General features: G+C 60.8%; 13 protein-coding genes. 6 read left to right on the top strand and 7 right to left on the bottom strand.

Going from position 1 to position 13,396, the window contains the following annotated elements; genetic code table 11:
- Positions 1 to 300: 300 nt before the first annotated feature.
- On the bottom strand, positions 301 to 1,557 hold the full coding sequence (locus AACY30_RS17140; protein ID WP_339540860.1) for an integrase domain-containing protein: 1,257 nt from the start codon (positions 1,555 to 1,557) through the stop codon (positions 301 to 303).
- A 248-nt stretch (positions 1,558 to 1,805) separates the two neighbouring features.
- Between AACY30_RS17140 and AACY30_RS17135 the strand changes: the two genes are divergently transcribed.
- The 5 genes from AACY30_RS17135 to AACY30_RS17115 all read left to right on the top strand — a co-directional run bounded on the left by AACY30_RS17135 (position 1,806) and on the right by AACY30_RS17115 (position 6,258).
- Positions 1,806 to 2,054 carry a hypothetical protein gene (locus tag AACY30_RS17135; RefSeq protein WP_339540789.1) on the top strand — a complete coding sequence of 83 codons (249 nt, stop codon included), beginning with the start codon at positions 1,806 to 1,808 and terminating at the stop codon, positions 2,052 to 2,054.
- Positions 2,055 to 2,129: 75 nt separating this feature from the next.
- A complete protein-coding gene (locus AACY30_RS17130; RefSeq protein WP_339540788.1) occupies positions 2,130 to 3,545 on the top strand; it encodes a PAAR domain-containing protein in 1,416 nt (471 codons plus the stop codon).
- On the top strand, positions 3,542 to 3,931 hold the full coding sequence (locus AACY30_RS17125; protein WP_339436254.1) for a hypothetical protein: 390 nt from the start codon (positions 3,542 to 3,544) through the stop codon (positions 3,929 to 3,931). The genes AACY30_RS17130 and AACY30_RS17125 overlap by 4 nt, the downstream gene beginning before the upstream one ends.
- A gap of 88 nt (positions 3,932 to 4,019) precedes the next feature.
- Positions 4,020 to 5,192: a XylR family transcriptional regulator gene (locus AACY30_RS17120; protein WP_339428055.1), complete on the top strand. Its 1,173-nt coding sequence runs from the start codon at positions 4,020 to 4,022 to the stop codon at positions 5,190 to 5,192.
- Positions 5,193 to 5,280: 88 nt separating this feature from the next.
- The gene (locus tag AACY30_RS17115; protein ID WP_049708871.1) at positions 5,281 to 6,258 is read left to right on the top strand and encodes a sugar-binding transcriptional regulator; all 978 of its coding nucleotides are present in this window, start codon (positions 5,281 to 5,283) and stop codon (positions 6,256 to 6,258) included.
- 187 nt (positions 6,259 to 6,445) lie between these two features.
- On the opposite strand, the gene dhaL is transcribed toward AACY30_RS17115, so the two are convergent.
- Genes dhaL through AACY30_RS17090 form a run of 5 tightly spaced genes read right to left on the bottom strand, consistent with a single transcriptional unit; the run spans position 6,446 to position 11,369 of the window.
- On the bottom strand, positions 6,446 to 7,093 hold the full coding sequence (gene dhaL, locus AACY30_RS17110) for a dihydroxyacetone kinase subunit DhaL (RefSeq protein WP_339540787.1): 648 nt from the start codon (positions 7,091 to 7,093) through the stop codon (positions 6,446 to 6,448).
- Positions 7,094 to 7,096: 3 nt separating this feature from the next.
- Positions 7,097 to 8,098 carry a dihydroxyacetone kinase subunit DhaK gene (locus AACY30_RS17105; RefSeq protein ID WP_339468779.1) on the bottom strand — a complete coding sequence of 334 codons (1,002 nt, stop codon included), beginning with the start codon at positions 8,096 to 8,098 and terminating at the stop codon, positions 7,097 to 7,099.
- A gap of 36 nt (positions 8,099 to 8,134) precedes the next feature.
- Positions 8,135 to 8,893, bottom strand: coding sequence for an SDR family oxidoreductase (locus tag AACY30_RS17100; protein WP_339540786.1), 759 nt, complete (start codon positions 8,891 to 8,893; stop codon positions 8,135 to 8,137).
- 14 nt (positions 8,894 to 8,907) lie between these two features.
- A complete protein-coding gene (locus AACY30_RS17095) occupies positions 8,908 to 9,885 on the bottom strand; it encodes an ABC transporter permease (protein ID WP_339468777.1) in 978 nt (325 codons plus the stop codon).
- Positions 9,882 to 11,369, bottom strand: coding sequence for a sugar ABC transporter ATP-binding protein (locus AACY30_RS17090; protein ID WP_339540785.1), 1,488 nt, complete (start codon positions 11,367 to 11,369; stop codon positions 9,882 to 9,884). The genes AACY30_RS17095 and AACY30_RS17090 overlap by 4 nt, the downstream gene beginning before the upstream one ends.
- Before the next feature lie 255 nt (positions 11,370 to 11,624).
- Between AACY30_RS17090 and rpiB the strand changes: the two genes are divergently transcribed.
- The gene (gene rpiB, locus AACY30_RS17085; protein ID WP_339419352.1) at positions 11,625 to 12,107 is read left to right on the top strand and encodes a ribose 5-phosphate isomerase B; all 483 of its coding nucleotides are present in this window, start codon (positions 11,625 to 11,627) and stop codon (positions 12,105 to 12,107) included.
- Positions 12,108 to 12,113: 6 nt separating this feature from the next.
- Here rpiB and AACY30_RS17080 read toward each other — a convergent pair whose 3' ends face one another.
- Entirely contained in the window at positions 12,114 to 13,379 is a 1,266-nt protein-coding gene (locus tag AACY30_RS17080; RefSeq protein WP_339468774.1) for a carbohydrate porin, read from the bottom strand.
- Positions 13,380 to 13,396 lie beyond the last annotated feature (17 nt).

Here is a 13,396-nt window from a genome sequence, read left to right as displayed (position 1 = left end):
GGGGCGGCTGTTGCGCCAATCGGTAGCGCTGGAAGACATTGGAAGCCGGTGGCTTTCCATGGCCGGGTGGTCGTTCGTCGGTTTTTAATGTGAGCCCATGTGATCGGGAATGCGGAGCCTTCCCGATCACATGGGCTTGGCCGAGAAAGCCCCAAGAGAGAGGCTTGCAACGGCGACAGTCTCCACTTCTGTCGCCATGCTGCAGACCAGGTAGTACGCGGGTTGTCGCCGCTGTCGCCAAATCAACCATCACTCTATCTGGGGAGTCATTCTCGGCTACCGGCAGCGTCCGGTGAGCGCTTACCGTATCGGCACGACGTTGTGGTCTCTGGTTTGATTGATCGCGGATGCCGACAGGCTGCCGGTGGTCGCCTTCTGAATATGCTCACTCCACCAGGCCATCATCGGACGCCGGCGTTCGATGTAGTCCGCCCGGTTGTAGGCACTACGGACTTCATCCTTGTCGACATGCGCCAGCGCGACTTCGATGAGTTCGGGATCCCAGCCGTGCTCGTTCAGGATGGTGCTGGCCATGGAGCGCATGCCGTGGCTAACCAAGCGGTCCTGGAAGCCCATGCGCTTCAACGCCATGTTGGCGGTCTGGCTATTGGCGTGGGTGCGCGGGTTTCTATCAGCCGGGAACACGTATTCCCTGTGGCCACTGTGGGGCTTGAGCGCCTCCAGTAACGCGAGTGCCTGTTCGGTCAGAGGGATGGTGTGTGGACGACGCTTTTTCATGCGCTCCGGCGGGATGGTCCAGATGCGTTTGTCGACGTCGATGTCTGCCCATCGGGTGGTAGCCGCTTCGGCAGGACGGGTCATGGTGTGCAGTTGCCATTCGATCAGGCAGCGGGTGGTCCGCTTGATGCTGGCGTTCGCGATTTCGATCATGAGCTCGGAAAGCTCATCGGGTCGTAGCGCGGCCATGTTCTGTTTTTTGGGTTTCTTGAATACCGCCCGAATGCCACTGAGGGGGTTAGCGAAAATCAACCCGGAGTTCACCCCGTAGGTCATGATCTCGTTGAGCCGTTGGCTCAATCGCTTCGCTGTCTCGAGGCTGCCTTTGGCCTCGATTGGGCGAAGCAGTTCGATGACCATCGGTGCGGTAATTTTCGAGAGCGGCGTTGTTTTCAGGTCTGGAAATACATGCAGCGTGAGCGATCGCCAAATGTCTTCGGCGTACGCCGGCGTGACGGAGTCCTTCTTCAGCTCGAACCAGGCGGTGGCTACGTTCTCGAACGTATGTTCCGTCTCCGCTCGTTTGGCTTCGTCCTGTGCATTGCGTTGCACCTTGGGATCAATGCCTTGTGCAAGCAGCTCGCGTGCTTCCACCACTTTCTTCCTGGCGTTCGCCAGTGAGAGCTCTGGGTATGTGCCCAGCCCCATATTGATACGATTTTTGGTTACCGGCTCGCGGTAGTTGAAGTTCCACAGCATCGAGCCATTGCTCCTGACTCGGAGCTGAAGGCCGTCACCATCGCTGAGGACGTAATCCTTGTCTTTTGCCTTGACTGCCTTGAGCTGGCGGTCGGAAAGGCGAAGGGCTGGAGCGGGCATGAGAGCTACCTCTGACACCGTTTTGGTATTCCAAAAAATAGCACCGGATGGCTTGGAATACCATTTGGAATACCCAAACGGCTGTAACTCAAAAAACCTCTCCAGCGCCAAGTAGCGCTTAAGCCCTTGATTTCGCTGGATTTCAGGCACAAAAAAAGACGTCCATGGACGTCTTTAGATGATGAAGTGGTGGAGCCGTGGGCAGTCAAACCCGCAACGGCGGAACGATCAAACAAACGACCTCAGCGATGACATTCAAATTGACCAACGGTGAGCGCGTACGCGCCGCACACAAGGGCGATTACGTTGAGTACGTCGACGGTTCCCAGGCGCACATTTTGACGGGTGCCGGTGAAAGCAATAGCAACATTGCGCTAGTGGGCAGCTTGCTCAGTAACGGTGACGAAATCATCAATACACCTCAAGGCTCAGTAATCCTCATCGCGCGTGAGGGTGTGCAGTTGGCCGAGGATTTTTTACCCCTTATCCAGAATTGACCATGACGCGTGTTAGTGCTGAGCGTGGCTATGCCGCGTTTGGAATGCTCAGGCGTTATAGAGCGGAGAACATAGATGACTGAAGGATATTTTATTGGCTTGGGCGATAAGACCACTTGCGGTGGAGAAGTGCTTGATGGCGATCCAAGAATTGACATACATGGCCTCCTGCACGCTCGCGAAGGTGACCGAGTCAGTTGTGGAAAACATGCGGGGATTTATCAAATACTCGGCGGCATTTCGCATATAGAGAGTCATGGCAAGCTGGTGGCTGGCACGCTGGATAGCTTCAGCAGTTGCCCCTGTCGAGCGGGGCTGATTCCCTCGGTGTACACCGCTACCTACGAGAACGAGAGCGCACCAGCGCCTATGAACACGCGAGCCGTTCAGCCGGGCGCCTCATCTGTAAACGACCGCCCGATGGCCCGGCATCAATCGGGTTTTGTTCCTTCCGGCAGCCTGGCCTTAGTGCGATCCAGAGGCGTGGATGCTGAGGAGCCTGGTTTCTACGTGGTGCCCAAAAGCATGACTCGCCAGGCACTGGAAGCCACGCTTTTCCCTGGTCATGACCCCGCTGTGATGAGCAAGTATCGATCACTTAACCCTGGCAAGGGTGAGGTTAAAGCCGGCTCGATGATCGTGCTCAGCGATCCGAACAATACGTCCTGTACCTATCAGGAAGCGCAACTGATGCGGGCGGCTCAACAAGTCGATGCATCCCTGGAAACGCTGACGCCGGATGAGGCCGATTTTTCGTATCGGCACGGTGCCGAGATCGCCGGTTTTATCGGCCATACCTCCACCTGGCTGGGCGTCAGTGCGGTGGTGATGGAAAAACACCTGGGAAACTTGCGCGACTCCCTTCAAGCCATCGAACGCTTGCATCAGGAGAGCTACCGCCAGCACGGTCACCTCAAGTCGCCGCAGTTTTTCGCTGAGCGCCAGCGACTGCTGACTCAACTGGACGCCCATCTGCTGAACTCGACACGTTTGCGCGGCCAGACGACGCTGGGTGATCACCCCAAGTTGAAAACGGCGCTTGGCATTTCCAGCCGTAGTCTGGTGCATCACTGGGACAAGGCGGGTGGGCCGGGGCAGATACCGGGCTATTCGGCTCATGTCGAGGCGGTGAGTCGTGCTGCCAAATATATGAAAGCGGGTGGGTATATTGGGGTTGGTCTGGGTGGGGTGTCTTCGGCGCTGGCTATTGCGCAGGTGTGTAATGGTGATTTCGGGGCGGCTTGTGAAAAGGTGAAGTTTACTGAAACGGCGAAATTCGGTTTGTCCACAGCTGTCGGTGTTGCGGGTGGATGGGCGGGCGGAGTTGCCAGTGGACCGATCTGTCTGGCGATTGGCGTAGCCACAGGAGGTATTGGAGGGGTTGTCTGCGTCGCAGCCATCGTGGGGGCCGGAGCCTGGGCAGGTACAACTGTTGGCGGTATGGGTGGAGAATACATAGGTGAAAAAATCTACGAGGCTGCACAGCCATGACCAGTATCGACACGTGGTCTCCCTGGGTTGCGATCTTTGTTGCTGGTTTCCCAGGCCTGCTTGCAGTTGCGGGCACTGTATACAGTCTGTATCTGAGCCGCTGCCACCTGGGCGAGATAAAGGATGCCTTGAAAAACAGCCGTTATATTTATCTCTGGGGGCCTAGCCTGGGGAGGAGGGGGTTGATCTGGTCTCTATTTGAGATTTCGAGAATTGCCGGAATGGTCTTGTGGCCAAAGGCATATATCCGTTTAGGCGATGTAAACCCCGTCGATCTTGATAGCTTTCCACCTCACTTGAAAAGGCATCTGATCGTCAATACGACGCTTATGCTCACCTCATGTATTTGGATGATAGTTGTAGCCATTCTGCTGCAGTTCAGGTAACTCAACCGGGCCTTGCCCGAGGCCCGCTTCCCTCAATAACCAAGTCCCTGCATGCTAATCTGCACCCACCGGCCCCAGGATAAAAACAATGAAAACCCTACCGCCCGTGCACCGCATTGCCTTGCTCTTCAACGGCAGCAAAATCTATGACCGCGGCATCATTGCCGGCATTGGCAACTACCTGAGCAGCACCCGCGCGTCCTGGGATTTGTTCCTCGAAGAAGACTTTTTGTGCCGCCTCAAAGGCATTGAGCGCTGGCAGGGCGATGGCATCATTGCCGACTTTGACGACCCGCTAATCGGCGAAGCGCTGGCCGGGAGCAAGGTGCCGGTGGTGGCGGTGGGAGGCTCCTATGAAGATGCGCGCGCCTACCCCAAAGGCATTCCCTACGTGGCAACGGACAACGATGCCTTGATGACGATGGCGTACGCGCACCTGATCGAGGCCGGGCTGACGCGCTTTGCCTGTTTCAGTCTGCCCGAAGCCCAGGCCAATCGCTGGGCCCAGGAGCGCGAAAAAGCCTTCAAGCGGTTGATGCAACGGGATGGCTTGCCGGTGCAGATCTATCGCGGCCTGGGCACCAGCGCGCCGCTGTGGGACAGCGCGGTGGAGCAGCAGATCGCCTGGCTGCAAAGCCTGCCCAAGCCCATCGGCATCATCGCCGTCACCGACGCCCGCGCCCGGCAACTGCTGCAAGCCTGTCTCACCGCCGGCATCGCGGTGCCGGAAGAAGTGGCGCTGATCGGCATCGACAACGACCCGCTGACCCGCACCCTTACACGCGTGCCACTGAGTTCGGTGATCCAGGGCACCGAAACCATGGGCCGCACCGCCGCCGCGCTGTTGCACCAGATGCTGCACGGCAAGCCCTGCACGGGCACGCAGGTGCTGGTGCCGCCGGATGCGATCAACGTGCAGGCATCCAGCCTGCATCAACCGCTGGGTAATCCCTACGTGATGCAGGCGCTGCTGTTTATCCGCCAATACGCCTGCCAGGGCATAAAGACAGCCCAGGTAGCGGCCTATGTCGGCGTGTCGCGTTCATCCTTGGAGTCGCACTTTCGCAAGGCGCGCGGCTGCAGCGTGCATGACGAGATTCTGCGCTTCAAGCTCGCCAACGCCGCCAAGGGCCTGCAAGGCAACCACCTGGCGATTGCCGACATCGCCCAGCAATGCGGCTTCAAATCTGCGCAGTACCTGCACACGGTGTTCCGTCGCGAGTTCGGCTGTACGCCACGCGAATACCAGCAGAGTCATTAGAAACTTTGCCAGTCAGGCCCATTCGCTGCTGGACTTGCACCGTACAGACTAGGGAGAATGGTTTTTTGTGGCGTAAATGGAAGCTCCCATGACCGACAGTGCTCAGCGTGCCGCCAGCGACATCGACCTGATGACCGAAGTGGCCATGCTTTATTACCTCGACAACATCACCCAGGAAGCCATTGCCAAGCGCTTCGACCTGTCTCGGGTCAAGGTCAGCCGGTTGCTCAAGCGCGCCCGTGATGAAGGGGTGGTGGAGGTGCGGGTATTGCAACACCCGGCGCTGAACACTGAGCTGGAGCAGGCATTGGTCGAGCGTTTCCAGCTAGACCGTGCGTTGATCGCGGTCGACCACGGCGACCCCGACACCCAGCGTTCGGCCGTCGCCAGCCTGGTCGCCAACTACCTGAACAAAACCCTCAGCGACGGCATGATCATCGCCGTCGGCATGGGCCGCAATGTCGGCGCGGTGGCCGACAATGTGTTCCTGCCGGTGACGCGCAACTGCACGTTTGTGTGTGCGATTGGCGGCTCGCTCAAGGCCGGCGAATACATGAACCCCGACCATATCTGCCGGCGCCTGGCCCTGCGTTTCGGCGCCGAGAGCGAAACCCTGTACGCACCGGCCCTGGTGGCCAACCCGGAACTGCGCAGTGTGCTGATCAACAACGACACCGTACGCTCGACCCTCGACCGCGCGCGCCGCGCCGATATCGCCTTGATTGGCATCGGTGACATGAGCGAGAACAGCAACATGGTGCGCATGGGCTGGTTCTCGCCCCAGGAAATTGCCCAGGCCCGTGTGTCCGGTACGGTGGGCGACATGATGGGCTACGACTTCATCGACATCCACGGCCAGCCGGCGGTCAACGCCATGCAGGGCAGGGTGATCGGCTTGTCGGTGCAGGAACTGGTGCGTATTCCGGATGTGGTGGCGATTGCCAGCGAGAACACCAAGGCGGCGGCGACCCTCGGCGCGTTGCGTTCCGGGGTGATCAACACCCTGGCGACGACCGTGTCGAATGCCTACACGATCCTCGCCCTGGATGATGCGACGCGTCGTTAAGTGCATAGGGGCGCGCAGCCTTGGCGGGCGCGTCGGATCGTCGCTCCCACAAGGATGGGGGGTGTGCTCAGTTGACCGGCCAGGCGCAGAACCCAATGTTGGAGCTGGCTTGCCTGCGATAGCGATGGGTCAGCCAGCATTTATGCCAACTGAGACACCGCCTTCGCGGGCAAGCCCGCTCCCACAATTACGCTACCAGCCGGGCCTCGACCGAATCGGCGAGATTGGTGAGGATCAGGCAGCAAGACACCGCGCCGGCATCCAGCGCGCCGAGGGAGCGCTCCCCCAGGCGGCTGGCGCGGCCGATTTTCGCCACCAGGTCGCGGGTTGAATCGCGGCCCTGGGAGGCCGCATTTTTCATCTGGCGCAAGGCGTCGGCAAACGAAGCGCCGCCGGCTTCGGCGCGTTCAAATGCCTCCACGGCCGGGATCAGCGTGTCCATCAGGCATTTGTCGCCCACGCCTGCATCGCTGATGTCTTGCAGTGACGTGAGGCCACCGCGCAGCAACCTGGCGAAACTCGCCGCATCAATGCTGTCGCGGCCGCGCACTTCGTCGGCCATGCCGATAAACAGGCTGCCGTAGAGCGGGCCCATGGAGCCGCCGATGCCCTCCATCAGCGCCAGAGTCAGTTCGTCCAGCGCCTCGGCCAGCGACAGTTCGCGCCCTTCGAGGGTCTTGCCGCAGCGCGAGAACCCCTTGGCCATATTGATACCGTGGTCGCCGTCGCCGATGGCGCCGTCCACTTCGCTGAGGTATTCGCGGTTGGCAACGATGATCGACACCAGGTTGGTGACGATGGCGCTACCGGTGTTGCTGGGGAAATGCTCGCTCATGCTTCACTCCGACTGTGTCATGCCGATGGAGCGGCAGGGGTGATCGATTAAGGTGGTCAGCTCGGTATCGAGGCCGAGCACGGTCAGGGTCACGCCCATCATTTCCAGCGACGTGAAGTAATTGCCTACGTAGCAGCGGTGAATGCGCAGGCCCTTGGCGCGCAGTTGCTGCTCGACCTCGGCGTAGAAAATGTACAGCTCCATCAGCGGCGTGGCGCCCAGGCCCGAGACCAGCACCACGACGCTTTTGTCTGCGCTGAAGTCGCGGTCGGCCAGGATCGGTGCGAGCATGCGTTTAGCCATCGCGGCCGCGGATTCCACCGGCACCACTTCGATGCCGGGTTCGCCGTGGTGGCCGATGCCCAGTTCCATCATGCCGCCTTCGATCTGGAAGTTGGGTTTGCCGACGGCCGCAATTGTGCAGGGCGTGAGGCCCACGCCGATGGAGCGGCACCGGTCCACGGCTTTCTGGGCCACGCGGATCACGCCGTCGAGGTCGTAGCCCTGGGCAGCGGCTGCTCCGCCGATCTTCCACATGAAAATCTCACCGGCCACGCCGCGCCGCTTGGCGATATCCGCCGCAGGGGCAGAGGCCACGTCATCGTTGGCGACCACGGTGCGGATGTTCATCTCTTTGCTGGCGGCCATTTTCATTGCCAGCTTCACGTTCATATTGTCGCCGGCATAGTTGCCGTACAGGCAGGCCACGCCCGCGCCCTGGTCCGCAGCGCGGAAGGCATCAAAGAAGCTTTTGGCGGTGGGTGAGGAGAAAATCTCGCCGACCGCCACCGCATCCACCAGGCCAGGGCCGACATAGCCGAGAAACGCCGGCTCATGGCCCGAACCGCCACCGGTGACAATGCCCACCTGGCCGGCCGGTGAAGTTTTACGTTGGCGGATGACCCGTGGGTTGCTCTCGTACTGCACCAGCTCTGGGTGCGCCACGAGAATGCCCGCGAGCATGTCCTCGACCACCAGGTCTGGGTCGTTTATCACTCGATTCATGCGCTGTTTCCTTATTCTTATTCGTGAGCAAGCGGATTACTGAATGCTGTAGCCGCCGTCGATCACCACGTTCTCGCCGTTGATCATCTTGGCTGCTTCGCTGACCAGGTAGAGCACCAGGCCGGCGATTTCTTCGGGCTGAGCGAAGCGTCCCACCGGGATCTGCAATTTGGCGCGCTCGCCCAGTTCACCGGCCCAGGCCTTCTTGCCCAGGGCGGTTTCGACGATGGTTGGCGACACGGCGTTGACGTTGATGCCGTGGCGCGCCCATTCCATGGCTAACACCTTGGTCATGCCGACCACGGCGGCCTTGCTGGCGCAGTAGGCCACATGGCGATCCAGCCCGATTACTGCAGCCTGGGAAGCAAGGTTGACGATGCGCCCGCCGCCGCTTTCTATCATGTGCCGGGCACAGGCCTGGGCCACGAAGAAGCTGGCCTTGAGGTTGATATCGAGGGTGGTGTCCCAGGCGTTTTCGCTGACCTCCAGCGCCTTGTCCAGCAATGCAACGCCGGCGCTGTTGACCAGGTAATCGATACGCCCGAGCGCGGCGGCAGCCAGGTCGACGGCGGCGTGTACCGAGTCGAGCTGGCGCAGGTCGGCCACTAGGCCCAGGTGGCCGGCGCCGAGGCTGGCGGCGACGTCCACCACCGCCGGGTCGCGATCCAGCAGGGCCACCCTGGCACCGCGTTCCACCAATAAATTGGCACAGGCCAGGCCGATACCGGCCGCGCCGCCGGTGATCACGGCGCAACGGCCGGTGAGGTCAAACGCCTGGTTCCAGAAATTGGACATTGCACACACTCCACTTAGCGTTTTTTCTTGCGCCAGACATCGATCAACACCGCGAGCACGATGATCAACCCCTTGGCCACTTGTTGGTAATACGACGACACTCCCAGCAGGTTCAAGCCATTGTTGATCACGCCGATCAGCAGCGCGCCGAACAGCGTGCCGATAATGCTGCCGGTGCCGCCCGACAGGCTGGTACCGCCGATCACCACGGCGGCAATCGCATCCAGCTCGTAGGAAACGCCTGCCTGGGGCAGGGCCGATGTGGTGCGCGCGGCCAGTACCACGCCCGCAAGGCCCGCCAGCAGGCCGGAAATCACATACACCGAGAACGTCACCTTGCGCACGCCGATGCCGGAGGTGCGTGCGCTTTTTTCATTGCCGCCCACGGCGTACACGTAGCGGCCGTAGGTGGTGTAGCGCAGCACCATCCAGAAAATCAGCGCGACCACGGCAAAGATAATGATCGGCACGCCAATGGGCCCGAGCTTGCCGATACCCAGGGCGAGGAAGCTGTCGGGCAGGTCGGTGACGGGGCTGCCGTCGTTCAGAATAAAGGTCATGCCCCGCGCCACGCTGAGCATGCCAAGAGTGGCGACAAACGGCGGGATCGACAGGTTGGCGACCATAAAGCCATTGACTACACCCAGCATGGCCCCGGCAAACATCCCCGCACTCACCGCTGCCAGCAGGCCATAGCCCTGGGTGGCGACCAGCGCGCTGCACAAGCCTGCAAACGCCAGGATCGAACCCACCGACAGGTCGATGCCCTTAGTCAGGATCACGTAGGTCATGCCCACGGCGAGGATGCCGTTGATTGAGGTCTGGCGCAGGATGTCCATCCAGTTGCGCCACGTCATGAAGTATTCGCTGGAAAACGCCATCACCACGCACAACAGGATAAACACCAGCGGCAGGCCGAAGCGGTCCAGGGATATGCGCAGGCGATTGCGCGGCGCGGCGGTCACGGGTGCAGCAAGGACTTTGCTATTCATGAGGCAAGACTCAACAAGGCTTCCTGGGAGAGGGCGGTGTCGGTGCTGACGGTCACCAGGCGGCCGCCCTTGAATACCGCGATGCGATCACTTAGATGCAGCAGCTCCGGCGCTTCGGACGAGACCACAATGGCAGCGCCGCCGGCACGCACAAATTCATCGAGCAGGTGATAGATCTCCTGCTTGGCGCCCTCGTCGATGCCGCGCGTGGGTTCATCGCAAAGCAAGCAGATCGGCTGGGTCGACAGGCATTTGGCGAGCACCACCTTTTGCTGGTTGCCGCCGCTCATGGATTCCACCGGCAGGTCCAGGGACGAGACCTTGATCTGCAGGCGCTTGACCATGCTTTGCGCCAGGGCTTGCTCCTTGCGCGCGTTGATCACCGACCAGCTCGACAGCTGCTTGTAGGCCGACAGTGCGATATTCGCGAGGATGCTGGCGCTGAGCACCAGGCCGCTGTCTTTGCGGTCTTCGGTGACCAGTGACAGGCCGGCGCGAATCGTCGCAGCGGGTGTGCCAGTGGGCAGGGGTTGGCCTTGCAGGGTGGCGCTGCCGGCGTCGGGCACGGTGAGGCCATACAGGCAGTTGAGGAACTCACTGCGGCCCGAGCCCATCAGTCCATAGATACCGAGGATTTCGCCTTGGCGCAGTTGCAGGCTGATGTCCTGGAATTCGCCGTTGCGGCTCAGGCCGTTGACGTCCAGGCAGGTGGCGGCGGCGCATTCGCGGCCGACTTTGTGGTCGATGCGCTGCAGCTCCTGGCCGACGATACCGCGTACCAGATGAGCGCGGTCGATATCGGCCATGCGCCCGCTTTCGACAAAGGCGCCGTCGCGAAAGATGCTGTAGTCGTCGGCGATCTGCGCCAGTTCGCTGAGGCGGTGAGACACATAAATGATGCCGGCACCGCGCTCGGTGAGGCGGCGGATGGCCTTGAACAGGGTTTGCGCCTCGTGTTCGCCGATGGCCGAGGTGGGCTCGTCCATGATCATCACCTGGCAGTCATGACTGAAGGCTTTGGCGATTTCCACCAGTTGGATCTGCGCCACGCTCAGGCGGTGCATCGGGCTGGTGGCGTCCACGTCGAATTCGAGGCTTTGCAGGAGTTCGCGGGTGCGCCGGTTGAGTTCCTTGCCGTCGACAATGCAGCCGGCGCGCCGCGGCTCGCGACCCAGCCAGATGTTCTCGGCGACGGTCATGTAGGGAATCGGTTCCAGCTCCTGGGTGATCATCGCCACGCCGGCGGCGAGTGCCGCGCTGGGGCGGTCGAACTGCACCGGATGGCCGTTGAGCAGGATGCTGCCGGCGTCGCGCCCGGTGATGCCCATCAAGATACTGAGGAAAGTCGATTTGCCGGCGCCATTGCCGCCGCACAGGGCGTGGACGCTACCGGCACGCAGGGAGAGGCGCCCATCGCGCAGGGCTGGAACCCCCGCGTAGGCTTTGGAAACGTGTTCAGCGTGGAGCAGTAATGGCGCTGCCATTGGTGTGTCCTCTTGCTGATTTTCTTATTAGGTGTTTTGTCCAGTAGCCTGATCATATGATCGAATAGTGATCATATGTTTAAGCTGCTTGAGCCGGTTTTGTCAATGGTCCGGTACAACGTCTTCCAGTGGTGTGGCAGTTTTAAACTGTTTTCTCACTCAAATAAGCCTTGACAGCACCCTGCCAGTCGCTGGCTAATGATTGTGCATAATTTCAGTGAGTGATCATTTGATCGGTCTGATGGAGAAACAGTGATGGGTGCACAAACGACGTTTTCGGTGGCCGTCGGATGCGACGAGGCGGGCTTCGAGCTCAAGGAATTGCTCAAGCGCTTTATCGAAAACCTGGGGTATGAGGTTGAGGACTTTGGCTGCCATTCGTCCAGCCCAGTGCTCTATCCGGATATCGCTGCGGCTGTAGCGATGGCGGTCGGTGCCGGTGAGCAGCGCCTGGGTGTGTTGATTTGCGGCACGGGTATCGGCATGGCGATTTCAGCCAACAAGATCAAGGGGGTGCGGGCGGCCCAAGCCCATGACACCTATTCCGCCGAGCGGGCGCGCAAAAGCAACGATGCGCAGATCCTGTCGATCGGTGCACGGGTGATCGGGCCCGAGCTGGCCAAGAGCATCGTGAAAGTGTTTCTCGAGTCGGAATTCGAAGCGGAGCGCTCCGGGGCGAAAGTCGAGCGCATCACGGCGCTCGAACGGGCGAACAGGGCGTTGCCGTCAGACGACTGAGCCGGGTCAGAATACCGCTTTGACCTGCAGGCCCAGCACCAAAGCGTTGTCGATGTTGTCGCCGGAAAACGCTCCCGGCTCGATGATGTATTGCACATCCGGGCGCAGGGTCAGCCATGGCGTGGCCTGGTAGCCATAGCTCAGTTCGATCAACTGCTCGGCATTGTTCAGGTTGGGATAATCCGTGCCGGCGTTCAAGGCGGCCAGTTCCTGCACCTCGCGGCTGCGCGGGTTCGGTACGGCTCGGCCATAACCCAGGGCCAGGCTGTCACGTGGCCGGCCTTCGAACGGTTTGTACAGCACCACGCCCACGCTGTACCACTTGCTGAACGGCGACGCTGCTTCGCTGGCAGCGGAGTATTGGCCGAAGGCGTGCAGCACGCGGCCGGCGGATGAATCCGACGCCCACACCGCCTGGTCGATCAGCAGGTAGTGGCTGGCGCGTCCGCTGACCTCCTTGTTACTGCCAATGCGTTTCACATCGGAGCTGTCGTAGTAATAGCCCAGTTTGTATTCGCCCGGCAGGGTGCCAGCGTGTTTGTACACCAGTTCGATCGGCACCACGGTGCCTGTGGTGTGTTTGGGGCTCAAGTGCCAGGCGCGGCTGGAATCGCCGTTGCTGTCGGGGTCCACATTGAACGCGGCGACGCGCAGTTGCCAGGAGGGTGATAAGTCGTATTTCACCCGCGCACCCAGGCGCGCGTTCGGGTAGTTGCTCCAGCCGCTGCCGCCGGACATGTTCAGCGGGTGCCCGCAGAAACCGGCGTTCATGAAGTTGCACAGAATGCCGCTGTCCAGACCGCCGAGGTCATTGCCCATGGCCATGTAGCCGAGCTTGACGTTCAGTGCCGGGGTGAAGAGGGTGCGCTCGTAGCTCAGCTCGGTCAGGCGGGTGTAGAGGCCGCCGTAATTTTCCTGGATCGGCAGGCGGTTGCCCACCAGGTCTTCGGAAGCGCTGTTGCCGCGACGGTCATTGAGGGTGACCTGGATGCGGTCGCCATGGTTGAAACCGTAGAGCTTGCCCAGGTCGAACTGCACGCCGAGCTTGAGGTTTTGCGAGTAGCGCGCCGAGCGGTGTTGGCCACCGTGGGCGTTGTAGGCGGTTTCGCCGCTGTAGTCGCCGGTGAAGCGAATGCCTTGCTCGTCGAGTTCACGGCGCAGGCCGCCCCAGTCGCCGGTCAGGGTGGTGTCACTGGCTTGAACGGGCAGGGCGGCGCCAAAGGCCAGGCCGAGCAACAGGCGCCCAAGGGAAAGATAAGAAGAGCGGGTCATGCGGGTTCTTCCAAAGC

Source organism: Pseudomonas sp. RA_5y_Pfl1_P24 (genome assembly GCF_963970945.1).
GTDB classification, from domain to species: Bacteria; Pseudomonadota; Gammaproteobacteria; order Pseudomonadales; family Pseudomonadaceae; genus Aquipseudomonas; species Aquipseudomonas tritici.
The sequence above is the reverse complement of the archived record's forward strand: the minus strand, read 5'-3'. Positions and strand labels throughout refer to the sequence as shown.

Excerpts from the sequence above, each read along its gene's own strand:
- AACY30_RS17140 (WP_339540860.1), bottom strand. The coding sequence starts at position 1,557 with ATGCCCGCTCCAGCCCTTCGCCTTTCCGACCGCCAGCTCAAGGCAGTC.
- AACY30_RS17135 (WP_339540789.1), top strand. The coding sequence starts at position 1,806 with ATGACATTCAAATTGACCAACGGTGAGCGCGTACGCGCCGCACACAAG.
- AACY30_RS17130 (WP_339540788.1), top strand. The coding sequence starts at position 2,130 with ATGACTGAAGGATATTTTATTGGCTTGGGCGATAAGACCACTTGCGGT.
- AACY30_RS17125 (WP_339436254.1), top strand. The coding sequence starts at position 3,542 with ATGACCAGTATCGACACGTGGTCTCCCTGGGTTGCGATCTTTGTTGCT.
- AACY30_RS17120 (WP_339428055.1), top strand. The coding sequence starts at position 4,020 with ATGAAAACCCTACCGCCCGTGCACCGCATTGCCTTGCTCTTCAACGGC.
- AACY30_RS17115 (WP_049708871.1), top strand. The coding sequence starts at position 5,281 with ATGACCGACAGTGCTCAGCGTGCCGCCAGCGACATCGACCTGATGACC.
- dhaL (WP_339540787.1), bottom strand. The coding sequence starts at position 7,093 with ATGAGCGAGCATTTCCCCAGCAACACCGGTAGCGCCATCGTCACCAAC.
- AACY30_RS17105 (WP_339468779.1), bottom strand. The coding sequence starts at position 8,098 with ATGAATCGAGTGATAAACGACCCAGACCTGGTGGTCGAGGACATGCTC.
- AACY30_RS17100 (WP_339540786.1), bottom strand. The coding sequence starts at position 8,893 with ATGTCCAATTTCTGGAACCAGGCGTTTGACCTCACCGGCCGTTGCGCC.
- AACY30_RS17095 (WP_339468777.1), bottom strand. The coding sequence starts at position 9,885 with ATGAATAGCAAAGTCCTTGCTGCACCCGTGACCGCCGCGCCGCGCAAT.
- AACY30_RS17090 (WP_339540785.1), bottom strand. The coding sequence starts at position 11,369 with ATGGCAGCGCCATTACTGCTCCACGCTGAACACGTTTCCAAAGCCTAC.
- rpiB (WP_339419352.1), top strand. The coding sequence starts at position 11,625 with ATGGGTGCACAAACGACGTTTTCGGTGGCCGTCGGATGCGACGAGGCG.
- AACY30_RS17080 (WP_339468774.1), bottom strand. The coding sequence starts at position 13,379 with ATGACCCGCTCTTCTTATCTTTCCCTTGGGCGCCTGTTGCTCGGCCTG.